Genomic DNA, 20,549 nt, shown 5'->3' on the forward strand with positions numbered 1-20,549 from the left:
GGGAAATTACGTCCCGCCCCGGTGTGCGATCCGACTATTAAGGCTTCGCCTTCGCCGCCCTGGAGAGCTTCTTCAAGGCCCGGGCGGCGGGGCAACGCAACAGGAGAGTGGCCGGAAACAGCCACTCCGGATAAAACGGAGAACACGAGAGTGCCTACGATTAACCAGCTGGTCCGCAAGGGCCGCACGCCTAAGGTCTCAAAGACCAAGGCTCCCGCGCTTAAGGGCAGCCCCATGCGCCGCGGTGTCTGCACCCGCGTCTACACCACCACCCCGAAGAAGCCGAACTCGGCTCTGCGTAAGGTGGCACGTGTGCGCCTCAACGGCGGCGTGGAAGTTACCGCCTACATCCCCGGTGTTGGCCACAACCTGCAGGAGCACTCCATTGTGCTCGTTCGCGGTGGTCGTGTGAAGGACCTCCCGGGTGTCCGCTACAAGATCGTCCGTGGCGCCCTTGATACCCAGGGTGTGAAGAACCGTAAGCAGGCCCGCAGCCGCTACGGCGCAAAGATGGAGAAGAAGTAATATGCCTCGCAAGGGTCCGGCCCCCAAGCGGCCGCTCGTTTCGGATCCGGTTTACGGTTCCCCGCTGGTAACCCAGCTCATCAACAAGGTGCTCGTTGACGGCAAGAAGTCCACGGCCGAGCGCATCGTCTACGGTGCACTCGAAGGCGCACGCGCCAAGTCCGGCGGCGACCCCGTTGCAGCCCTGAAGAAGGCCATGGACAACGTCAAGCCTTCGCTTGAGGTCCGCAGCCGCCGCGTTGGTGGCGCCACCTACCAGGTTCCGGTTGAGGTCAAGCCGGGCCGCTCCACCGCCCTCGCCCTGCGGTGGCTGGTTGGCTACTCCAAGGCCCGCCGCGAAAAGACGATGACCGAGCGTCTCCAGAACGAAATCCTGGATGCGTCCAACGGTCTCGGTGCCGCTGTGAAGCGTCGCGAAGACACCCACAAGATGGCCGAGTCCAACAAGGCCTTCGCACACTACCGCTGGTAATACTCCCCGGACGCCGCCGGCTGAACCGAGCCGGCGGCGAACGCGTAGTCCATCCCAAAAGGAGACCCCGTGGCACAGGACGTGCTTACCGACCTTAATAAGGTCCGCAACATCGGCATCATGGCCCATATTGATGCCGGCAAGACCACCACAACCGAGCGCATCCTGTTCTACACGGGTGTGAACCACAAGATCGGCGAAACGCACGACGGCGCTTCGACCACCGACTGGATGGAACAGGAAAAGGAACGCGGCATCACCATCACGTCTGCCGCCGTGACCTGCTTCTGGGAAAACAACCAGATCAACATCATCGACACCCCCGGCCACGTGGACTTCACGGTTGAGGTTGAGCGCTCCCTGCGCGTCCTCGACGGTGCAGTTGCCGTGTTCGACGGCAAGGAAGGTGTTGAGCCGCAGTCCGAGACTGTTTGGCGCCAGGCTGACAAGTACAACGTTCCGCGTATCTGCTTCGTCAACAAGATGGACAAGCTCGGTGCTGACTTCTACTTCACCGTAGACACCATCATCAGCCGCCTCGGCGCCAAGCCGCTGGTCATGCAGCTGCCGATCGGTGCCGAGAACGACTTCGTCGGCGTCGTCGACCTGCTCTACATGCGCGCCCTGGTTTGGCCGGGCGACGCCAAGGGCGATGTGACCATGGGTGCCAAGTACGAAATCCAGGAGATCCCCGCGGACCTCAAGGAGAAGGCCGAAGAATACCGCGCCAACCTCGTTGAGACGGTTGCCGAGGCCTCCGAGGAACTCATGGAGAAGTACCTCGAAGGTGAAGAGCTCACCATCGACGAGCTCAAGGCCGGCATCCGCAAGATGACCATCAACTCCGAGCTGTACCCCGTGTTCTGTGGCTCCGCCTTCAAGAACCGCGGCGTCCAGCCGATGCTTGACGCAGTTGTTGATTACCTGCCGAACCCGCTCGACGTTCCTCCGATGATCGGTCACGATCCGAAGGACGAAGAGAAGGAACTGACCCGCAAGCCGTCAGCCGACGAGCCGTTCTCCGCTCTGGCATTCAAGATTGCGGCGCACCCCTTCTTCGGCCAGCTCACCTTCATCCGCGTGTACTCCGGTCACGTGGAATCCGGCGCCCAGGTGGTCAACTCCACCAAGGGCAAGAAGGAGCGCATCGGCAAGCTGTTCCAGATGCACGCCAACAAGGAAATGCCGGTCGAGGCAGCCACCGCTGGCCACATCTACGCAGCCATCGGCCTGAAGGACACCACCACCGGTGACACCCTGTGCGATGCCAACAACCAGATCGTCCTGGAGTCCATGAGCTTCCCCGAGCCCGTGATCTCCGTGGCCATCGAGCCGAACACCAAGGGTGACCAGGAGAAGCTCTCCACCGCCATCCAGAAGCTCTCCGCTGAGGACCCCACCTTCCAGGTGTCCCTCAACGAAGACACCGGCCAGACCATCATCGCCGGCATGGGCGAGCTCCACCTGGACATCCTGGTGGACCGCATGCGCCGCGAATTCAAGGTTGAGGCCAACGTTGGCAAGCCGCAGGTTGCTTACCGCGAAACCATCAAGCGCGCAGTCGAGAAGCACGACTACACGCACAAGAAGCAGACCGGTGGTTCGGGCCAGTTCGCAAAGGTCCAGATTGCCATCGAGCCGCTGGACACCGCCGAGGGCGAGCTGTACGAGTTCGAGAACAAGGTCACCGGTGGCCGCGTTCCGCGCGAATACATCCCGTCTGTTGACGCTGGTATCCAGGACGCACTGAACGACGGCGTCCTGGCTGGCTACCCTGTTGTCGGCATCAAGGCAACGCTGCTTGACGGCGCCTACCACGATGTTGACTCCTCGGAAATGGCGTTCAAGATCGCCGGCCGCATGGCTTTCAAGGAAGCTGCGCGCAAGGCGAACCCTGTCCTGCTTGAACCGCTGATGGATGTCGAGGTGCGCACCCCTGAGGAATACATGGGTGACGTTATCGGCGACCTCAACTCCCGCCGTGGCCAGATGCAGTCCATGGAAGATGCAGCCGGCGTCAAGGTTGTCCGTGCCCACGTGCCGCTGTCCGGCATGTTCGGCTACATCGGCGACCTGCGTTCCAAGACCCAGGGCCGCGCTGTGTACTCCATGACCTTCAACAGCTACGCCGAGGTCCCGAAGGCAGTTGCCGACGAGATCATCCAGAAGTCCCGCGGCGAGTAGTCCTTTCCGGACTTTCAAAGCGAACACCTCGGGTGTGCAGGCCTCCACGGGCCAACGCACCCGGTGCATGCGGCCGGGCCGGTCGGAGTCATCCGGAAAGCCGGTTTCGGCCGCTGCACGAACAGGCTCAGCGGATTAGTATTAGTTCCTGAATCTGCAATTTCACCAATCCAAAGCCCCCAAGTAGACTTGCCTGAGTTCTACCGCGACAAGCGCGGCTGGAGGGCAAGTTATTTGAAAACGTTCTAGGAGGAACCTGTGGCAAAGGCAAAGTTCGAGCGGACTAAGCCGCACGTCAACATCGGCACCATTGGTCACGTTGACCACGGTAAGACGACGCTGACGGCCGCCATTTCCAAGGTGCTGTACGACAAGTACCCGGATCTCAACGAGAAGCGTGACTTCGCGTCGATCGACTCTGCACCCGAAGAGCGTCAGCGCGGTATTACCATCAACATCTCCCACGTGGAGTACCAGACCGAGAAGCGTCACTACGCACACGTTGACGCCCCCGGCCACGCTGACTACATCAAGAACATGATCACCGGTGCTGCCCAGATGGACGGCGCAATCCTCGTGGTTGCCGCTACCGACGGCCCGATGGCTCAGACCCGCGAGCACGTTCTGCTCGCCCGCCAGGTTGGTGTTCCCTACCTGCTGGTCGCGCTGAACAAGGCTGACATGGTTGAGGACGAAGAACTCCTCGACCTCGTCGAAATGGAAGTTCGTGAGCTCCTGAGCTCGCAGGGCTTCGATGGCGACAACGCTCCGGTCGTTCGCGTTTCCGGCCTGAAGGCCCTGGAAGGCGACCCCGAGTGGGTCAAGTCCGTTGAGGACCTGATGGCTGCTGTCGACGAGTCCGTTCCGGACCCCGTACGTGACCGCGACAAGCCGTTCCTGATGCCGATCGAGGACGTCTTCACCATCACCGGCCGTGGCACCGTTGTGACGGGCCGCGCCGAGCGTGGAACCCTCGCCATCAACTCCGAGGTCGAGATCGTCGGTATCCGCCCGGTCCAGAAGACCACGGTTACCGGTATCGAGATGTTCCACAAGCAGCTCGACGAAGCATGGGCCGGCGAGAACTGTGGCCTCCTGCTCCGTGGTCTGAAGCGCGACGATGTCGAGCGTGGCCAGGTTGTCGTCAAGCCGGGTTCCATCACCCCGCACACCGACTTCGAGGCCAACGTCTACATCCTCTCCAAGGACGAAGGCGGACGTCACAACCCGTTCTACTCCAACTACCGCCCGCAGTTCTACTTCCGTACCACGGACGTAACCGGCGTCATCACCCTGCCTGAGGGCACGGAAATGGTTATGCCTGGCGACAACACTGAGATGACCGTTGCGCTCATCCAGCCCATCGCTATGGAAGAGGGCCTCGGCTTCGCAATCCGCGAAGGCGGCCGCACCGTTGGTTCGGGACGCGTTACCAAGATCATCAAGTAGTACTTGCTGATCACGGATCTGCCGGGCTTCGGCCGCAGGTAATCCACAGAAAACCCCGCTGCTGCATGCAGCGGGGTTTTCTTTTGCTATCTTTACTAAAGTCGTTGGACATATTGCGGAATGGTGCTGCTTATCTTGGAGGGGGTCAGGCGTGACTGACGAAGCGTACGAGGCGGGGTACCGTGCCGGGCACCTGCAGGGCTGGATGGACGCCATGGCGAGGATGGCCGATCTCCAGGCCGCACCGGGTCCGACGGAACAGCATCCGGTGGCGCCTCCACCCCATGCCGCAACCCTGCCGGCTCCATCCTGGCCACCGGCTGCGGCACCACCACGTGCGGTTCCGCAGCGTTCGCAGCCGCAGCCCCGGGATCCGGCCGCCATTCACGCGGCGCCCGCCGCCACCACGCGGCCGGCGGCCCGACCCGCTGCCGCCCGCCCGCCCAAGCCTCCGGTCCGGCCCGCACTGTCACCGGCGGAGCAGCAGGCGCGCCGCGAACGCAGGGACCGCCAAAACATCAACGTGACCCTCTACGTGGCCAGCCTTCTCCTGGTCGCGGCGGCTGCGCTGTTCATCGGAACGGGGCTCCCGCCCTTGCTGCGGTTCGCCGGGGTCACGGTCGTAGCCGGGTTGTTCTACGGGCTGGGCCTTGGCCTCCACGCCCGGGTGGAGCGGCTTCGGCCCGCCGCCGTGGCTTTCACGGGCACAGGGCTTGCGCTTGTTCCCGTCGCAGGGCTGGCGCTGTACAACTTCGCGTGGCACAACGGGCCCGGGGCCTGGCTGGCCACGTCGCTGGTTGGAACGGCCGCGTATGCAGCTGCCGCGCTGCGCCTGGAAAGCCGGATCCTGGTCTACCTCTCATTGACGTTCGTGGTGTCGTCGGCATGGTCGGGAGTGTCTGTGCTGGGCGCGGCGCTCGTCTGGTATTTCGTCGTCATGATTGCCGGGTCCGTGTCCGTCACGGTTCTTTCCATGGTGCGTCCCGGTTGGCTGCCGCCGGTTTATGTGCGGCCACTTGCCACGCTTCACCCCTACCTGGTTCCGGCGGTTGCCATGGTGGCAACGTTCTTCCCGGTGCTCCTGGCCAAGGCCGAGTACGCGCTCATCCTTGATTTATGCGGGGTCTACTTCGCCCTATTGGCGGCCGTTTCCTCCGGCCGGTCCCGGCTCCGCTACTTTTACGGTGCGCGGGCCGCGCTTACTGTTGCGGCGGCCACCACCATCTGGGCCATGACCGGGCAGGGGAGTGACGCTTTGCTGACGGTGGCTGGCTTGCTGGCCCTTCAATCGTTCGCGCTTGCGTTCGGCGCGCGCCGCCTCGATGTTTGGTTCCGGAGTGCCGTGCCCTCCGCCCAAGTGGGTCCTGAGCCCGGCGCGCCGGCACCTCCGGCCGGCCCGCCACCCACGCACCCGTCCGACGGCGATGCCCGGCCTGCGCGGCGATGGTGGCGGCTTGATGCGTCGTCAACATTCGTTGCGCAGCTTCTGTTTACCGCTGCCTACGCAATGAACGAGTTGGTTGGGGCCATGTTTTCCTTCGACGTGCAGGCGGAGGAGCTGCCTTTCCGGATGGTGTTCCTCCTTGCCCTGGTAACGGGCGCTGTCATCGCTGCCAAGCTGGGTGGAAGCGCCGAGGCAGCTCCCGCCGCGGCATTGGTGCTGGCCGGAATCTTCAGCCACCAGCTCGGAGAAGGCACTCTGGCCGGGCTGCTGGCGGCCGCCGGCCTGTTCTGGCTGGTACGTGGCCGCCTGGCTGAAGGAGCCCTCCGGCATTTGATGGTGTTCGGCGCCCGGGCGGCTGCCACCCTGGCGGCACCGGCGGCGGTTGCCGCGGTGACCGACGGCCCTGGCCAGGACCGTGCCGTATGGTTCAGCCTGGTGCTGGCTGCCGTAGCCCAGCAGCTGCTTTCGGCTGCGCTGGAGCGGTACGGGCGGCGCACCCTCGCGCCGCAGGCGACCCTGGCGGGGTACATGGTCCTCGGAGTAGCCAGCCTTTACAGCCTTTCTGCTGCAGACACCGGGCCAGGCGCTTCGCTGACCTTGGCGGCAACCTTCATTCAGCTGGCAGCAACGCTGACGGCAGGGCTTGCGCTGCTGCCGCGCGTGGGCCGGGACGATGCCTGGCACCCCACCGTGGGCGAACTCCTGCCGCCCGTTGTTGCTGTCCTGCTCATTGCCTTCGCCTTCGAGGTTCTCGGCTTGGAGAGCGGCAACTTCGCGTTGCTGATGTTGCTGGCATACCTTGCTGCCTGTGCCCTCAGGCTGCCGGCCGTCCAGCACCGCTGGAGCTACTGGTGGATGTCCCGCGGTGCCGGCACCCTACTGGTCCTCACGGCCTTTGAACAGCTTGCGGAGGGTTCCGGGAGGCCCATCATTGCCGGTGAAATGCTTGACCCGGCCGTGGTGCTGGCCACCGCGCTGGGAGCACAGTTGGTCTTTCCGCTGCGCGCTTTCATCCACGGACAGGCTCCCCGGGGTGTCCGGATCGACGCCGGGGTGGTCCTTCTCCTGCAGTTGGCATCCTGTGCAGCCGCAGGTCCCCTGATAGGAAGCCTCTTGTCCGCCGGGAACTGGCAGCACCCGCTCATCGTGGGAGTGGCCGCCGTCTCCGCGGCGTGGGCCGGCTACGTGCTAAGGCGCGGGGCGGGCACCGTGTGGTATGCACCTGTGACCTTCCTGGTCCTGGCCGGCCTTTCCGCCAACGACGCGCCGCTGCTGGAAATCGTGCTGGGCGTCTACGCCGTGTTCGCCGGAGTCATGGTCGTGGCTTCAGCCGGGCGGGCTGCCAAGGGCTGGTACTTCGTGGCTGCGCGGGCCCTGACCGCATGCCTGGCGGGGGTGTTCAGCTACGACCTCACCGCCTCGCCCACCGCGGTCTCGGTCACCTTGTCCCTGGTTCTGGCCGCGCAGCACGTCATCCGTTGGGTGATGCGGTTGCGGCTGGCAGAGGTTCCGTTCCAGCAGGCTGCTGTCTGGATCACGCTTGCGGGCCAGGCGCTGCTGCCAGTTGCCTATGCCGTTCAGCACGCGGCGGACCCGCACAGCGGCGGCGGGCGCTGGGTGCTCTACCTGGAATTCGCACTGCTGCTGGCTTCGGCCGTCGCCGCCCGCCGTCTGTTTGCAGCACTCGGTGCGCTCTACCTGGGGCACTACGCAGTCCTGGGCGCCGTGCTCTCCCTCAGCCCTCTGCCGCCCTTTGGCGACGAACCTGTCCTCTCGTATACGGGGACGTCCCTGATGCTGATTCTGCTTGGTCTTGCGGCAACAGGAGCCGGCATGCTGCACCAGCGGATCGGAACCGGAGCCGGCGCGGAACACTGGCTGTGGCTCGTTTCCGCAGGATCGTTCGTGGCTGCCGCACTGCTGCTTGGACAACTTGCCGCGGACTGGGTTCCCGGTGTTGCGGTCCTGGCGCTGGCGGCGGTGTGCTTTACCGCTTCCCATGTGGAAGGGTGGGCCGTCCTGTACGCACCTGCGGCAGGAGCATTCCTTGCGGGTGCCTTCATGGCCGCATCGGTTGCTTTCGGGGACCACCAGGGTGCCTGGGGGACATACCTCCCGTGGCTGGCAGGACCCGGTGCGGCGGCAGCGGTGATGTACTGCGTCCGGCTCATTTCTTTCGCGGGACGTGTTGCGGGCGGCCAAGGAGCCGCAAACGTCCGGGCCCGGGCGCTGGCAGGGGCGGCCCTCCTCGGCTTCGCTGCCGCCGCGCTGGCCGGACTGCCATGGGATGCGACGGCCTGGACGGCAGCTGCCGCTTTTGTCCTCGTCGTTGCGGTTGCCTCCAGGGAAGCACCGCCAAGGGCCCGCCGTGCGGTGGCGGAAGTGGGGGTTGCTTTTCTTGTCGCGTTCATCCAGCGCGCGGCGATTTTCCAGCTCGATGGGGCAGGCGGCGGGGTTGCCCGGTTCGGGGCACGGCTCCCGGACGGTTTCTGGGTGGCGCAGTGGTACGTCGTGCTGGGCGCTGTCCTTTCCGGCCTCCGCTACCTGGGCGGCCATGCGGCAATCGGCAGGTCGCTCGCTGCTGCGTCCGCAGGCCTGCTCACAGTGTCCGGACTGGGGGTCCTCTTCGGGGGCAGCGGCGGCCAGCAGCTGTGGGTCCTGGCATGCCTTGCCATACTGCTCGCCGCTGGACTGGCGCTCGGGGACCGGATCTTCGTCCGGTGGGGTGCCGCCGGCGTGGCCGCCTGCATTCTGTGGGCCATGCGCCAGTACACCTTCGCGCTGCTGGCACTTATCGCCGTCGGGCTCATTGCCTTCGCCGTCTGGCGGCTGAACCGCAGCACGGACAACCCGGGTGGGGAGGGCGGCCAAGGCCGCGCCGGAACCCGCCCCTGATACTGTTGCAGCACTGAGAGGAGCTCATCATGGGATGGCTGATTTTCCTGATTATCGCGGTTGCCGTAGTGGCAGGCGTGTTCTGGACCAAGAGGTATTTCCGCCACGAAATTGACCGTGCCAAGCGGATTAACAGGGCCAACAAAAACATGTAGCCCACTCCCTGGACACACATCTGCCGGTAAGCCTGCAACAGAGTTTTCGGTGCGCCTAAATTAACGGTATCCTCGTCATATCACCGCCCCCGACGACGAGGACCACTGATGGCTGTTTCAACAATGCAGGCGCGCCCCGCCTCATCCAGGGTCTGGTCCCGGCTCCTGCTGCTCGGACCCGCCTTTGTCGCGGCCATCGCCTACGTCGATCCAGGCAACGTTGCCGCCAACCTCACGGCAGGGGCCAGCTTCGGTTACCTGCTCGTCTGGGTCCTGGTCGCGGCAAATGCCATGGCCGTACTGGTGCAATACCAGTCCGCGAAGCTGGGGCTCGCCACCGGGATGAGCCTGCCGGAGATCCTGGGCAAACGGCTGGGCACCCGCGGCCGCCGTGCCTATTGGGCGCAGGCAGAGATCGTTGCCGGCGCAACGGACATGGCTGAGGTCATCGGCGGAGCCGTTGCCCTCAACCTGCTCTTTGGCCTCCCCCTGCTGACGGGTGGCGTCATCATTGGCGTGGCATCGATGCTGCTGCTTACCCTGCAGTCCCATCGCAGCCAGAAGTCGTTCGAACTGGCCATTTTGACCCTGCTCGGCGTGATCGCCGTCGGGTTCGTCAGTGGCCTGTTTGTCAGTCCGCCCGATGGAAGCAGTGCCCTGGCCGGCCTCGTGCCCCGGTTCGAGGGAACGGACACCGTCCTGCTGGCTGCCAGCATGCTGGGTGCCACGGTCATGCCCCACGCGATCTACCTGCACTCAGCCCTGGCCCGGGACCGCCACGGCTTCTCGGAGGACCCGGCAGTCAGGACGCGGCTGATCCGTGCCACCCGCTTTGACGTCGCCGGCGCCCTGCTGCTCGCCGGCGTCGTGAATATCGCCATGCTGCTGCTCGCCGCCTCCAGCCTCCGCGGCGTCGAAGGCACCGACACCATCGCCGGGGCGCACGCAGCCGTCACGTCGGCACTGGGCCCCGTCATCGGCGTCGTGTTTGCCATAGGCCTGCTGGCATCCGGGCTGGCCTCCACGTCCGTGGGATGCTACGCCGGTGCCACCATCATGGGCGGACTGCTGAAACTGCGCGTCCCCTTGCTGACCCGCCGGCTCGTCACCCTGATTCCGGCGCTGCTGGTGCTGGGAGCGGGCATTGAACCAACCCTCGCCCTGGTCCTGAGCCAGGTCCTCCTCAGCTTCGGTATCCCGTTCGCCCTGGTGCCACTGATCCGGCTGACGGGCGACCGCAAAATCATGGGAATCCACACGGACTCCCGGCCCCTGCGCATCGCGGGATGGACCAGCGCCACGCTGATCGTCGGCCTGAACTGCGTCCTGATCTTCCTCACCGTGCTCGGGCAATCCTGACCAGGCGGCCCCCGCGCTATCCGGCCGCAGCGCCCTATCCGGCCGCGGCGCTCCCGGAGGCGGCCCCGGCGCCCCTGGCCCGGGAGAGCGCCTGGTACCAGTAGAAGGACCGCTTCGGTGTCCGTTCCAGGGTCTCGAAGTCGACGTGCACCAGGCCAAAGCGCTGCGAATAGCCGGCGGCCCATTCGAAGTTGTCCATCAGGGTCCACACGTAGTAGCCCCGCAGGTCCACGCCTTCTGCAGCGCCGCCAGGCGCGGTGGAATCCAGCGCGGCACGAAGGTGCGATGCCAGGTAACCCACGCGGTCGTCGTCCTCCAGCGTTCCGGAGACGCGGTCCGGCTCGGGGAAGCTGGCCCCGCCTTCGGTGATGTACACCGGCGGAAGGGCGTCGCCGTAGCGGTCGCGCATCTCGGCAAGGAGCGTCCCGAGGTACTCCGGCGCTACCGGCCAGCCGAACCCCGTGCTGCCGTGGTCCGGGTACCCCACCTCATGGAAGGGCAGCCGGGCCAATTCCTGGTGGGTGTTTGCCGGAATCGGGGTTATGCCCGGGCCCAGTGCCACCTTGACCGGGAAGTAGTAGTTCAGCCCGTAGAAGTCCAACGGCTGGTGGATAGTTCGAAGGTCCGCATCTGAAATCCGGCCCATGGAGCGGAGCCACGGCCGTGCATACAGCGGCAGCGACGGGTAGCGTCCCAGCAGGACCGGGTCGGCATAGATCCTGTTCATCAGCAGGTCGTAGAGGTGTGCCACCAGCCTGTCGCCGGGTTTGCGGCTGGCGGGGCGGACGGGCGCATGCAGGTTGGTCACACCGATGCCGCCTGCCACTCCGGCGGCGCGCAGTGCCTGCACCCCGAGTCCGTGGGCAAGGAGTTGGTGGTGGATCGAGGGAAGGGCGTCGAACATCAGTTTCCGGCCGGGGGCATGCACGCCCAGGGCGTAGCCGTTCAGGGTGACGGAGACCGGCTCATTCAGGGTCACCCACTGCGCCACCCGGTCACCAAACCGCTCACCTGCCGCCCGGGCATACTCGCCGAACCGTTCGGCGGTGTCCCGGTGCAGCCAGCCGCCCCGGTGCTCCAGCGGCAGCGGCGTGTCCCAGTGGTAAAGGGTGGCCATGGGGGAGATGCCGGCCTCGAGCAGCTGGTCGATCAGGCGGTCGTAGAAATCAAGGCCCTCGCTGTTGAGGCTGCCCTGGCCGTCAGGCTGGATGCGCGGCCAGGACAGCGAGAACCGGTACGAGTCCACGCCCAGCTCCTTGAGCAGGGCCACGTCCTCCGGCAGCCGGTTGTAGTGGTCGCACGCTACGGCGGGGGAGTGCCCGCCAATAATCGCACCTGGCTTCTCGGCAAAAGCATCCCAGCCGGACGGCCCCCGGCCGCCGTCTGTGACTGCGCCTTCTATCTGGAACGCCGCTGCCGCGACGCCCAGGGTGAACGACGCCGGCACGCGCCCGGCCAGTTCCGTCACGGATTCGGTGCCTTCCAGGGTCATGCCCCTATCATCCAGCGCGTTCGCGGCCACGGCAATGGCCGCCCCGCGGCCCCTGCCAGCACCGATTCGCATCTGCCGCGGATTTCCGGCATACTAGATGAGTTGTTCAAGCGCTTCTTCGCGTCCCGATCCGGATAATGCCGGATGCAGGGTCCAAGTTGAAGACCAAACATAACCCACCCCAATGGAATTGCGGATTTGTATGCGTGTTGAGCGCGACACGCCCGACCGCGGGGGTCGGTTGCGCCGGCAAGGTGAGGAACCCGGATTTATCCGGATTCAGTTTGTGCGGCGGATGGTGGTTACGACCTCAAATGCTTCGGCAGCCATACAACGAGTAAGTGAACAGGGCAGCCCTAACCAGGGGAAGCACAGACTGAAAGAGAGTCAGGCGACATGGCGGGACAAAAAATCCGCATCCGGCTGAAGTCATACGACCACGAGGTCATTGACGTTTCAGCACGGAAGATCGTTGAGACGGTCACGCGCGCAGGCGCAACGGTAGTGGGCCCCGTGCCGCTGCCCACGGAGAAGAACGTGTACTGCGTCATCCGCTCTCCGCACAAGTACAAGGACAGCCGCGAGCACTTTGAAATGCGCACGCACAAGCGTCTTATCGACATCATCGATCCCACGCCGAAGGCTGTTGACTCGCTCATGCGTCTCGACCTGCCGGCCGACGTGAACATCGAAATCAAGCTGTAGGGAGGTGCTGAGAAACTATGACCGCAACCCGTAACGTAAAGGGCCTGCTGGGCACGAAGCTCGGCATGACCCAGGTCTGGGACGAGAACAACAAGCTCATCCCCGTCACTGTGGTCCAGGCAGACTCGAACGTCATCACCCAGCTGCGCAACGCTGAGGCCGATGGCTACGTCGCCGTTCAGATCGGCTACGGCCAGATCGATCCCCGCAAGGTCACCAAGCCGCTGGCTGGTCACTTTGAAAAGGCAGGCGTCACGCCTCGCCGTCACGTCGTCGAACTCCGTACCGCAGACGCTGCTGAGTACGAGCTGGGCCAGGAGCTCTCCGTAGAGGTCTTCGAAGCCGGCCAGAAGATCGACGTCATCGGCACCACCAAGGGTAAGGGCTTCGCCGGTGTTATGAAGCGTCACGGCTTCCACGGCGTTGGCGCTTCCCACGGTGCCCACAAGAACCACCGTAAGCCCGGTTCAATCGGTGGCGCATCCACCCCGAGCCGCGTCTTCAAGGGCATGAAAATGGCCGGCCGCATGGGCGCCGTTCGTCACACCACGCTGAACCTCACGGTCCACGCGGTTGACGTCGAGAAGTCGCTGCTCCTTATCAAGGGTGCCGTCCCCGGCGCCCGCGGCCAGGTCGTCCTCGTACGCACCGCCGTGAAGGGAGCCTAGTCCAATGGCTAACACTGTCCAGGTTGACCTGCCTGCAGAGATCTTCGACGTCCAGACCAACGTGCCGCTGCTGCACCAGGTTGTCGTTGCCCAGCTCGCTGCTGCTCGCCAGGGTACCCACAAGACCAAGACCCGCGCTGAAGTTTCCGGTGCAGGACGCAAGCCGTTCAAGCAGAAGGGCACCGGTCGCGCCCGTCAGGGTTCCATCCGTGCTCCGCACATGACCGGCGGTGGCATTGTCCACGGTCCCACCCCGCGTGACTACAGCCAGCGCACCCCCAAGAAGATGATTGCTGCTGCTCTGCGCGGCGCACTGTCTGACCGGGCCCGCAACGGCCGCATCCACGTTGTCTCCGAGCTGGTGGCAGGCGACAAGCCGTCCGCCAAGACCGCTCTGGCAACGCTCAAGGGTGTTTCCGAGCGCAAGAACCTGCTGGTCGTCATCGAGCGCGACAACGACGTGGCTGCACTGTCCGTGCGCAACCTCGCCGGCGTTCACGTTCTGTACGCAGACCAGCTGAACACCTACGACGTTCTCGTCTCTGATGACGTTGTCTTCACCAAGGCTGCTTACGACGCATTCGTTGCCGCTAAGGCAGCTAAGAACGAGGAGGATGCCAAGTGAGTGCAGCCACCATCAAGGATCCCCGCGACGTCGTGCTTGCACCCGTCGTGTCGGAAAAGAGCTACGGCCTGATCGACGAGGGCAAGTACACCTTCCTGGTGGACCCCCGTTCGAACAAGACCGAGATCAAGCTGGCCGTGGAGAAGATTTTCTCCGTCAAGGTCGAATCGATCAACACCATCAACCGTGCCGGTAAGCGCAAGCGCACCAAATTCGGATGGGGTACCCGCAAGAACACCAAGCGTGCGATTGTCACCCTCAAAGAAGGCACCATCGACATCTTCGGCGGTCCGCTCTCGTAGCGGAGACCACTTTAACGAGGAAATAAATTATGGGAATCCGTAAATACAAGCCGACTACCCCGGGCCGTCGTGGCTCGAGCGTAGCGGACTTTATCGAAATCACGCGGTCGACGCCGGAAAAGTCGTTGGTACGTCCCCTGCCCAAGAAGGGCGGCCGTAACAACACCGGTAAGATCACCACCCGTCACAAGGGTGGTGGCCACAAGCGCCAGTACCGTCTGATCGACTTCCGTCGCCACGACAAGGACGGCGTCAACGCCCGCGTTGCCGAAATCGAGTACGATCCGAACCGCACGGCTCGCATCGCCCTCCTGCACTACGTTGATGGCACCAAGCGTTACATCATCGCCCCCAACAAGCTCTCCCAGGGTGACGTTGTGGAGGCAGGTGCCGGTGCTGACATCAAGCCCGGTAACAACCTGCCCCTGCTCAACATCCCGGTGGGTACCGTTGTCCACGCAGTTGAACTGCGTCCGGGCGGCGGCGCCAAGATGGGCCGCTCCGCCGGCGCATCCATCCAGCTTGTTGCCAAGGAAGGCCGCTTCGCCCAGCTGCGTCTGCCCTCCGGCGAAATCCGCAACGTTGACGTGCGCTGCCGCGCAACCATCGGCGAGGTCGGCAACGCCGAGCAGTCGAACATCAACTGGGGCAAGGCCGGCCGTATGCGGTGGAAGGGCGTCCGCCCGACCGTCCGTGGTGTCGCCATGAACCCGGTTGACCACCCGCACGGTGGTGGTGAGGGTAAGACCTCCGGTGGTCGTAACCCCGTCAACCCGAACGGTAAGCGTGAAGGCCGCACCCGCCGCCCCAACAAAGAGAGCGACAAGCTTATTGTTCGTCGCCGTCGTACTGGCAAGAACAAGCGATAGGAGCCTGGACACATGCCACGCAGCCTGAAAAAAGGTCCTTTCGTTGACCAGCACCTCTTTGTGAAGGTAGCCAGGGAAAACGAAAAGGGCACCAAGAACGTCATCAAGACCTGGTCCCGCCGTTCGATGATCATCCCCGACATGCTCGGACACACGATCGCCGTACACGACGGACGCAAGCACATCCCGGTGTTTGTCACTGAGTCGATGGTCGGGCACAAGCTCGGCGAATTCGCTCCCACGCGGACATTCCGCGGCCATGTCAAGGACGACCGTAAGGGCAAGCGCCGCTAGGCGCCTGCGTTTACGTCAAAGACGAGAGAAGGAAAGCAATGGAAGCCAAGGCAATTGCGCGCCACATCCGCGTAACGCCTATGAAGGCCCGGCGCGTCGTCAACCTTGTTCGTGGCTTGCAAGCGAATGAGGCTCTGGCAATTCTGAAGTTTGCCCCCCAGGCAGCTTCGGAGCCGGTATTCAAGGTAGTTCAGTCGGCAATCTCCAACGCCCGGGTCCTCGCGGACCGCGACGGCGTGGCGTTTGACGAAGGTGACCTCATCATCAGCGAAGCGTTTGTTGATGAAGGCCCGACCATGAAGCGGTTCCAGCCGCGTGCCCAGGGTCGTGCATTTCAGATCAAGAAGCGCACCAGCCACATCACCGTGGTAGTCGCTACCCCGGAGAAAGAGGAGGCTCGCTAAGTGGGACAGAAAGTAAACCCGCACGGGTTCCGACTCGGCATCACCACCGATCACGTATCGCACTGGTTCGCTGACAGCACCAAGGCCGGCCAGCGGTACAAGGACTTCGTCCGCGAAGACATCCGCATCCGCCAGCTCATGTCCACGGGCATGGAGCGCGCCGGTATCGCCAAGGTTGAGATCGAGCGCACCCGTGACCGCGTCCGCGTGGACATCCACACGGCCCGTCCCGGCATCGTCATCGGCCGCCGTGGAGCAGAAGCAGACCGCATCCGCGGCGAGCTCGAAAAGCTCACCGGCAAGCAGGTCCAGCTGAACATCCTCGAGGTCAAGAACCCCGAGATGGAAGCCCAGCTTGTGGCCCAGGGCGTTGCAGAGCAGCTGACTTCCCGCGTGGCATTCCGCCGTGCGATGAAGAAGGCCATGCAGTCCGCACAGCGTGCAGGTGCCAAGGGCATCCGTATCGCCTGCTCGGGCCGCCTGGGTGGCGCTGAAATGTCCCGCTCGGAGTTCTACCGTGAAGGCCGTGTGCCCCTGCACACCCTCCGCGCGAACATCGACTACGGCTTCTACGAAGCCAAGACTACCTTCGGCCGCATCGGCGTGAAGGTCTGGATCTACAAGGGTGACGTCACCGCCAAGGAACTGGCCGCACAGGCTGCTTCCGCACCGTCCCGCGGTAACCGTGGTGACCGTCCGGGCCGCCCGGGTGGCGCTGACCGTGGTGACCGCCGCCGTCGCAACGACCGCCCGGCCGCCGAGGCAGCTCCTGCTGCCGAAGCACCGGCAGTTGAAGCAGCACCTGCTGCTGCAGAAGGAGGACAGGCTTAAATGCTTATCCCACGTCGAGTCAAGCACCGTAAGCAGCACCACCCGGGTCGTTCCGGCGCTGCTACGGGCGGCACCCAGGTCTCCTTCGGTGAGTACGGCATCCAGGCCCTGAGCCCGGCATACGTCACCAACCGTCAGATCGAGTCCGCTCGTATCGCGATGACCCGCCACATCAAGCGTGGCGGCAAGGTCTGGATCAACATCTACCCGGACCGTCCCCTGACCAAGAAGCCTGCCGAAACCCGCATGGGTTCCGGTAAGGGTTCACCGGAATGGTGGGTCGCCAACGTCAAGCCGGGACGGGTTCTCTTCGAACTCTCCGGTGTCAATGAAGAGGTAGCTCGCGAGGCCCTGCGCCTGGCAATCCACAAGCTGCCGTTGAAGGCACGCATTGTGCGTCGCGAGGGTGGTGAATAGAAATGGCAGTAGGATCCAAGGATCTGGCTCCCGCACAGCTGGACGGTTTCGACAACGAGCGTCTCGTTGAAGAACTCCGCAAGGCCAAGGAAGAGCTGTTCAACCTGCGTTTCCAGTCCGCCACCGGACAGCTGGAGAACCACGGTCGCCTGCGCGCGGTAAAGAAGGACATCGCACGCATCTACACCGTTCTCCGCGAACGCGAGCTGGGCATTCGTGCCGAGGTTGCCGCACCGGTTGTGGAAGCCAAGGAAGAGAAGAAGTCCAAGAAGGCTTCAACCAAGAAGGCCGACAAGGCTGAAAAGGCTGAGACCGAGGAGGACGCCAAGTGAGTGAAAAGGACCAGAACGTGACCGAATCTGCTACCGAAGCCAAGGCTGGGCAGCGCGGTTACCGCAAGACCCGTCGCGGCTACGTGGTCTCCGACAAGATGGAAAAGACCATCGTCGTCGAGGTTGAAGACCGCGTGAAGCACGCACTGTACGGCAAGGTCATCCGCCGCACCTCCAAGGTCAAGGCGCACGACGAAGAGAACACCGCCGGCATCGGCGACCTCGTTGTCATTGCCGAGACCCGTCCGCTGTCCGCCACCAAGAACTGGCGGCTCGTGGAAATCCTCGAGAAGGCCAAGTAGCACCTGCTGCTTAGCTGAGCCCCTGCTCCCTTACGGGAGCGGGGGCTTCCTCGTTTAAGCAAGCGTCACGCCGGCACCTTTTCACGTGGGCGGACGACGGCGGGACGTGGCCTCGCGGGGGAGTGGCACCATGGGTGGGCCGAAAGGCTGCCCTGCGAGACGCCGTCGTCCGTCTTGCAGCCCGGGCAGGAGGGGTGATATGGGGATCGATGGGAAACGTGCTAGGATATTGAGTTTGTATGGCGCCTTCTGTGCGCCGTCATTAACCTCGTAAACAAGCGTGCCACAGCATAGTGCTTCCTTGCGCCCGGGATCCTTCCCGGACCGGATGGAGGCAACTGCTTCTGGCACGGGCGTTTAGGCCTGGTCTGGCAAAATCCAGGCAGGTCAAGAGACACCCCGATCAACCGTTCCGCAAGGCTCATTCCGTAGCATGACCACGGCCTGAGAACCGGCGCGACGCAAGGAGTAAATAGTGATTCAGCAGGAGTCGCGACTGAAGGTCGCCGACAACACGGGTGCTAAGGAAATCCTTACCATTCGCGTTCTCGGTGGATCCGGCCGTCGCTACGCAGGCATCGGTGACGTCATTGTCGCCACCGTCAAGGATGCAATCCCGGGCGGCAACGTAAAGAAGGGCGATGTGGTCAAGGCTGTCATCGTCCGTACCAAGAAGGAACGCCGCCGTGCGGATGGTTCCTACATCAAGTTTGACGAGAACGCAGCTGTGATCCTGAAGAACGACGGTGACCCCCGTGGTACCCGTATCTTCGGACCGGTTGGTCGTGAACTGCGTGACAAGAAGTTCATGAAGATCGTTTCTCTGGCTCCGGAGGTGCTCTAGTCCATGGCTGCAAAGATCAAGAAGGGTGACCTGGTTCAGGTCATCACTGGCGCCAAGGCTGAGCGCGGCGGCGACCGCGGCAAGCAGGGCAAGGTTCTGCGCGTATTCACCGACACCAACCGCGTGCTGGTTGAAGGCATCAACCGCGTCACCAAGCACACCCGGGTTGGGCAGTCGCAGCGCGGCACCAAGACCGGCGGCATCGAGGTCGTAGAGGCCCCGATCCACGTTTCCAACGTGGCCCTGGTTGACCCGTCGACCAAGAAGCCGACCCGTGTGGGCTTCCGCCTCGACACCGTAGAGAAGGACGGCGTCAAGAAGACCGTCCGTATCCGCGTGTCCAAGAGCACCGGGAAGGACATCTAATGACTGAGACTCTCGAGACTCCGGTAACGAAGATCGTTCCTCGTCTGAAGACCAAGTACGCCGAGTCCATCAAGGCTGCGCTGCAGGATGAATTCAAGTACGAGAACGTGAACCAGGTACCCCGCCTGGTGAAGGTTGTTGTGAACATGGGTGTTGGAGATGCCGCCAAGGACTCCAAGCTGATCGACGGCGCTGTCCGCGATCTCACCCAGATCACCGGCCAGAAGCCGCAGGTTACCAAGGCCCGCAAGTCGATCGCACAGTTCAAGCTGCGCGAAGGCATGCCCATCGGTGCACACGCAACCCTGCGTGGCGACCGCATGTGGGAATTCGTCGACCGCTTGGTCACCCTGGCACTGCCCCGTATCCGCGACTTCCGCGGCCTGAGCGGCAAGCAGTTCGATGGCAATGGCAACTACACCTTCGGTCTGACCGAGCAGGTTATGTTCCACGAAATCGACCAGGACAAGATCGACCGCGTCCGCGGTATGGACATCACGGTTGTGACCACCGCCAAGACTGACGACGAAGGCCGCGCGCTGCTCAAGGCGCTGGGTTTCCCGTTCAAGACCGAAGCTTAATTACTACGTAAAAGGTCCGGCCGCTCCGCTCCGCGTGGGCGAACGGCGGAAACCGTTACGAGGAAGGGCAAGAGCCCACCATGACAATGACAGATCCTGTCGCAGACATGCTTACGCGCCTGCGTAACGCAAACTCGGCATACCACGACTCCGTGACTATGCCTTACAGCAAGCTCAAGGCACGCGTTGCCGACATCCTCAAGGCCGAAGGTTTCATCGCCGGCTGGAAGGAAGAGGACGCTGAGGTTGGCAAGAAGCTGACCCTCGAGCTGAAGTTCGGTCCGAACCGCGAGCGTTCCATCGCCGGTGTTCGCCGTATCTCCAAGCCGGGTCTCCGCGTTTACGCGAAGTCCACCAACCTGCCGCACGTGCTCGGTGGTCTGGGTATCGCAATCCTGTCCACCTCTTCCGGCCTCCTGACTGACAAGCAGGCCGGCAAGAAGGGCGTGGGCGGCGAAGTCCTCGCGTACGTCTGGTAACGGGAAAGGAAGAGAATAATGTCACGTATTGGACGTCTCCCCATCACCGTTCCTGCCGGCGTTGAGGTCAAGGTTGACGGCTCTGTCGTCAGCGTCAAGGGTTCCAAGGGCGAGCTGAGCCACACTGTGGCCAGCCCGATCGAGGTTGCCCTTGAGGAAAACACCCTGACCGTCAGCCGCCCGAACGACGAGCGCGCCTCCCGTTCGCTCCACGGCCTGACCCGCACCCTGATCGCCAACATGATCCAGGGCGTCACCGCAGGCTACGAGAAGAAGCTTGAAATCGTTGGTACCGGTTACCGCGTTCAGGCCAAGGGTTCTGACCTTGAGTTCGCTCTCGGCTACAGCCACCCGGTCAGCGTTGCGGCTCCGGCCGGCATCACCTTTGCAGTAGAGGGACCGACCAAGCTCTCTGTCTCAGGCATCAACAAGCAGCAGGTCGGCGAAGTTGCTGCCAACATTCGCAAGCTGCGGAAGCCTGACCCGTACAAGGGCAAGGGCATCCGTTACGCCGGCGAGGTTATCCGCCGCAAGGTCGGAAAGGCTGGTAAGTAA

General features: G+C 63.6%; 24 protein-coding genes. 23 read left to right on the top strand and 1 reads right to left on the bottom strand.

Features of this window, described 5'->3' with window-relative positions:
• The first annotated feature begins 150 nt into the window (after positions 1-150).
• From rpsL to AC2JAJ_RS13645, 7 genes are all read left to right on the top strand, one after another.
• Positions 151-525: a 30S ribosomal protein S12 gene (gene rpsL, locus AC2JAJ_RS13615; RefSeq protein WP_009358312.1), complete on the top strand. Its 375-nt coding sequence runs from the start codon at positions 151-153 to the stop codon at positions 523-525.
• Position 526: 1 nt separating this feature from the next.
• A complete protein-coding gene (gene rpsG / locus AC2JAJ_RS13620; protein ID WP_003803829.1) occupies positions 527-997 on the top strand; it encodes a 30S ribosomal protein S7 in 471 nt (156 codons plus the stop codon).
• Between the two features lie 69 nt (positions 998-1,066).
• Positions 1,067-3,181, top strand: coding sequence for an elongation factor G (gene fusA, locus AC2JAJ_RS13625; protein ID WP_486415474.1), 2,115 nt, complete (start codon positions 1,067-1,069; stop codon positions 3,179-3,181).
• A gap of 258 nt (positions 3,182-3,439) precedes the next feature.
• The gene (gene tuf / locus AC2JAJ_RS13630) at positions 3,440-4,630 is read left to right on the top strand and encodes an elongation factor Tu (protein ID WP_013601835.1); all 1,191 of its coding nucleotides are present in this window, start codon (positions 3,440-3,442) and stop codon (positions 4,628-4,630) included.
• 151 nt (positions 4,631-4,781) lie between these two features.
• A complete protein-coding gene (locus AC2JAJ_RS13635; RefSeq protein ID WP_486415473.1) occupies positions 4,782-8,969 on the top strand; it encodes a hypothetical protein in 4,188 nt (1,395 codons plus the stop codon).
• A gap of 29 nt (positions 8,970-8,998) precedes the next feature.
• Positions 8,999-9,124: a hypothetical protein gene (locus AC2JAJ_RS13640; RefSeq protein ID WP_260323617.1), complete on the top strand. Its 126-nt coding sequence runs from the start codon at positions 8,999-9,001 to the stop codon at positions 9,122-9,124.
• A gap of 108 nt (positions 9,125-9,232) precedes the next feature.
• Complete coding sequence (locus AC2JAJ_RS13645; protein ID WP_486415472.1) at positions 9,233-10,483, top strand: Nramp family divalent metal transporter; 1,251 nt, start codon at positions 9,233-9,235, stop codon at positions 10,481-10,483.
• A gap of 34 nt (positions 10,484-10,517) precedes the next feature.
• Here AC2JAJ_RS13645 and AC2JAJ_RS13650 read toward each other — a convergent pair whose 3' ends face one another.
• Positions 10,518-11,975, bottom strand: a complete 1,458-nt coding sequence (locus AC2JAJ_RS13650; RefSeq protein WP_221386939.1) for a GH1 family beta-glucosidase — start codon at positions 11,973-11,975, stop codon at positions 10,518-10,520.
• 396 nt (positions 11,976-12,371) lie between these two features.
• Between AC2JAJ_RS13650 and rpsJ the strand changes: the two genes are divergently transcribed.
• The 16 genes from rpsJ to rplF all read left to right on the top strand — a co-directional run bounded on the left by rpsJ (position 12,372) and on the right by rplF (position 20,549).
• The gene (rpsJ, locus tag AC2JAJ_RS13655) at positions 12,372-12,680 is read left to right on the top strand and encodes a 30S ribosomal protein S10 (protein WP_003803825.1); all 309 of its coding nucleotides are present in this window, start codon (positions 12,372-12,374) and stop codon (positions 12,678-12,680) included.
• Between the two features lie 17 nt (positions 12,681-12,697).
• Positions 12,698-13,348 carry a 50S ribosomal protein L3 gene (gene rplC, locus AC2JAJ_RS13660; RefSeq protein WP_013601833.1) on the top strand — a complete coding sequence of 217 codons (651 nt, stop codon included), beginning with the start codon at positions 12,698-12,700 and terminating at the stop codon, positions 13,346-13,348.
• Between the two features lie 4 nt (positions 13,349-13,352).
• Positions 13,353-13,973: a 50S ribosomal protein L4 gene (gene rplD, locus AC2JAJ_RS13665; RefSeq protein ID WP_221386466.1), complete on the top strand. Its 621-nt coding sequence runs from the start codon at positions 13,353-13,355 to the stop codon at positions 13,971-13,973.
• On the top strand, positions 13,970-14,275 hold the full coding sequence (gene rplW, locus AC2JAJ_RS13670) for a 50S ribosomal protein L23 (protein WP_009358306.1): 306 nt from the start codon (positions 13,970-13,972) through the stop codon (positions 14,273-14,275). Before rplD ends, rplW begins: the two co-directional genes overlap by 4 nt.
• 29 nt (positions 14,276-14,304) lie before the next feature.
• The gene (rplB, locus tag AC2JAJ_RS13675; protein ID WP_221386468.1) at positions 14,305-15,144 is read left to right on the top strand and encodes a 50S ribosomal protein L2; all 840 of its coding nucleotides are present in this window, start codon (positions 14,305-14,307) and stop codon (positions 15,142-15,144) included.
• Between the two features lie 12 nt (positions 15,145-15,156).
• Positions 15,157-15,438, top strand: coding sequence for a 30S ribosomal protein S19 (gene rpsS, locus AC2JAJ_RS13680; protein ID WP_003803803.1), 282 nt, complete (start codon positions 15,157-15,159; stop codon positions 15,436-15,438).
• A gap of 38 nt (positions 15,439-15,476) precedes the next feature.
• Positions 15,477-15,842: a 50S ribosomal protein L22 gene (gene rplV, locus AC2JAJ_RS13685; protein ID WP_009358304.1), complete on the top strand. Its 366-nt coding sequence runs from the start codon at positions 15,477-15,479 to the stop codon at positions 15,840-15,842.
• Positions 15,843-16,673 (top strand): 30S ribosomal protein S3, encoded by an 831-nt coding sequence (rpsC, locus tag AC2JAJ_RS13690; protein ID WP_221386469.1) that lies wholly within the window; start codon positions 15,843-15,845, stop codon positions 16,671-16,673.
• Positions 16,674-17,090 (top strand): 50S ribosomal protein L16, encoded by a 417-nt coding sequence (gene rplP / locus AC2JAJ_RS13695; RefSeq protein WP_043454603.1) that lies wholly within the window; start codon positions 16,674-16,676, stop codon positions 17,088-17,090.
• Positions 17,091-17,092: 2 nt separating this feature from the next.
• Entirely contained in the window at positions 17,093-17,422 is a 330-nt protein-coding gene (gene rpmC / locus AC2JAJ_RS13700; protein WP_018769136.1) for a 50S ribosomal protein L29, read from the top strand.
• On the top strand, positions 17,419-17,724 hold the full coding sequence (gene rpsQ / locus AC2JAJ_RS13705) for a 30S ribosomal protein S17 (RefSeq protein ID WP_221386470.1): 306 nt from the start codon (positions 17,419-17,421) through the stop codon (positions 17,722-17,724). The genes rpmC and rpsQ overlap by 4 nt, the downstream gene beginning before the upstream one ends.
• A gap of 475 nt (positions 17,725-18,199) precedes the next feature.
• A complete protein-coding gene (gene rplN / locus AC2JAJ_RS13710) occupies positions 18,200-18,568 on the top strand; it encodes a 50S ribosomal protein L14 (RefSeq protein WP_003803789.1) in 369 nt (122 codons plus the stop codon).
• 3 nt (positions 18,569-18,571) lie between these two features.
• Positions 18,572-18,934, top strand: a complete 363-nt coding sequence (rplX, locus tag AC2JAJ_RS13715) for a 50S ribosomal protein L24 (RefSeq protein ID WP_058266512.1) — start codon at positions 18,572-18,574, stop codon at positions 18,932-18,934.
• Complete coding sequence (gene rplE, locus AC2JAJ_RS13720) at positions 18,934-19,515, top strand: 50S ribosomal protein L5 (protein ID WP_486415471.1); 582 nt, start codon at positions 18,934-18,936, stop codon at positions 19,513-19,515. Before rplX ends, rplE begins: the two co-directional genes overlap by 1 nt.
• 80 nt (positions 19,516-19,595) lie before the next feature.
• Positions 19,596-19,994 carry a 30S ribosomal protein S8 gene (gene rpsH / locus AC2JAJ_RS13725; protein WP_018760448.1) on the top strand — a complete coding sequence of 133 codons (399 nt, stop codon included), beginning with the start codon at positions 19,596-19,598 and terminating at the stop codon, positions 19,992-19,994.
• An 18-nt stretch (positions 19,995-20,012) separates the two neighbouring features.
• Positions 20,013-20,549 (top strand): 50S ribosomal protein L6, encoded by a 537-nt coding sequence (rplF, locus tag AC2JAJ_RS13730; RefSeq protein ID WP_221386471.1) that lies wholly within the window; start codon positions 20,013-20,015, stop codon positions 20,547-20,549.

The organism is Arthrobacter sp. MOO21 (assembly GCF_057369995.2).

What these genes read in the sequence shown, in the direction of transcription:
- rpsH (WP_018760448.1), top strand. Translation starts at nt 19,596, where the DNA reads ATGACAATGACAGATCCTGTCGCAGACATGCTTACGCGCCTGCGTAAC.
- rpsJ (WP_003803825.1), top strand. Translation starts at nt 12,372, where the DNA reads ATGGCGGGACAAAAAATCCGCATCCGGCTGAAGTCATACGACCACGAG.
- AC2JAJ_RS13640 (WP_260323617.1), top strand. Translation starts at nt 8,999, where the DNA reads ATGGGATGGCTGATTTTCCTGATTATCGCGGTTGCCGTAGTGGCAGGC.
- rplV (WP_009358304.1), top strand. Translation starts at nt 15,477, where the DNA reads ATGGAAGCCAAGGCAATTGCGCGCCACATCCGCGTAACGCCTATGAAG.
- rplB (WP_221386468.1), top strand. Translation starts at nt 14,305, where the DNA reads ATGGGAATCCGTAAATACAAGCCGACTACCCCGGGCCGTCGTGGCTCG.
- rplP (WP_043454603.1), top strand. Translation starts at nt 16,674, where the DNA reads ATGCTTATCCCACGTCGAGTCAAGCACCGTAAGCAGCACCACCCGGGT.
- rplC (WP_013601833.1), top strand. Translation starts at nt 12,698, where the DNA reads ATGACCGCAACCCGTAACGTAAAGGGCCTGCTGGGCACGAAGCTCGGC.
- rplD (WP_221386466.1), top strand. Translation starts at nt 13,353, where the DNA reads ATGGCTAACACTGTCCAGGTTGACCTGCCTGCAGAGATCTTCGACGTC.
- AC2JAJ_RS13645 (WP_486415472.1), top strand. Translation starts at nt 9,233, where the DNA reads ATGGCTGTTTCAACAATGCAGGCGCGCCCCGCCTCATCCAGGGTCTGG.
- AC2JAJ_RS13650 (WP_221386939.1), bottom strand. Translation starts at nt 11,975, where the DNA reads ATGACCCTGGAAGGCACCGAATCCGTGACGGAACTGGCCGGGCGCGTG.
- rpsS (WP_003803803.1), top strand. Translation starts at nt 15,157, where the DNA reads ATGCCACGCAGCCTGAAAAAAGGTCCTTTCGTTGACCAGCACCTCTTT.
- rpmC (WP_018769136.1), top strand. Translation starts at nt 17,093, where the DNA reads ATGGCAGTAGGATCCAAGGATCTGGCTCCCGCACAGCTGGACGGTTTC.
- rpsG (WP_003803829.1), top strand. Translation starts at nt 527, where the DNA reads ATGCCTCGCAAGGGTCCGGCCCCCAAGCGGCCGCTCGTTTCGGATCCG.
- rplE (WP_486415471.1), top strand. Translation starts at nt 18,934, where the DNA reads ATGACTGAGACTCTCGAGACTCCGGTAACGAAGATCGTTCCTCGTCTG.
- rplX (WP_058266512.1), top strand. Translation starts at nt 18,572, where the DNA reads ATGGCTGCAAAGATCAAGAAGGGTGACCTGGTTCAGGTCATCACTGGC.
- rplF (WP_221386471.1), top strand. Translation starts at nt 20,013, where the DNA reads ATGTCACGTATTGGACGTCTCCCCATCACCGTTCCTGCCGGCGTTGAG.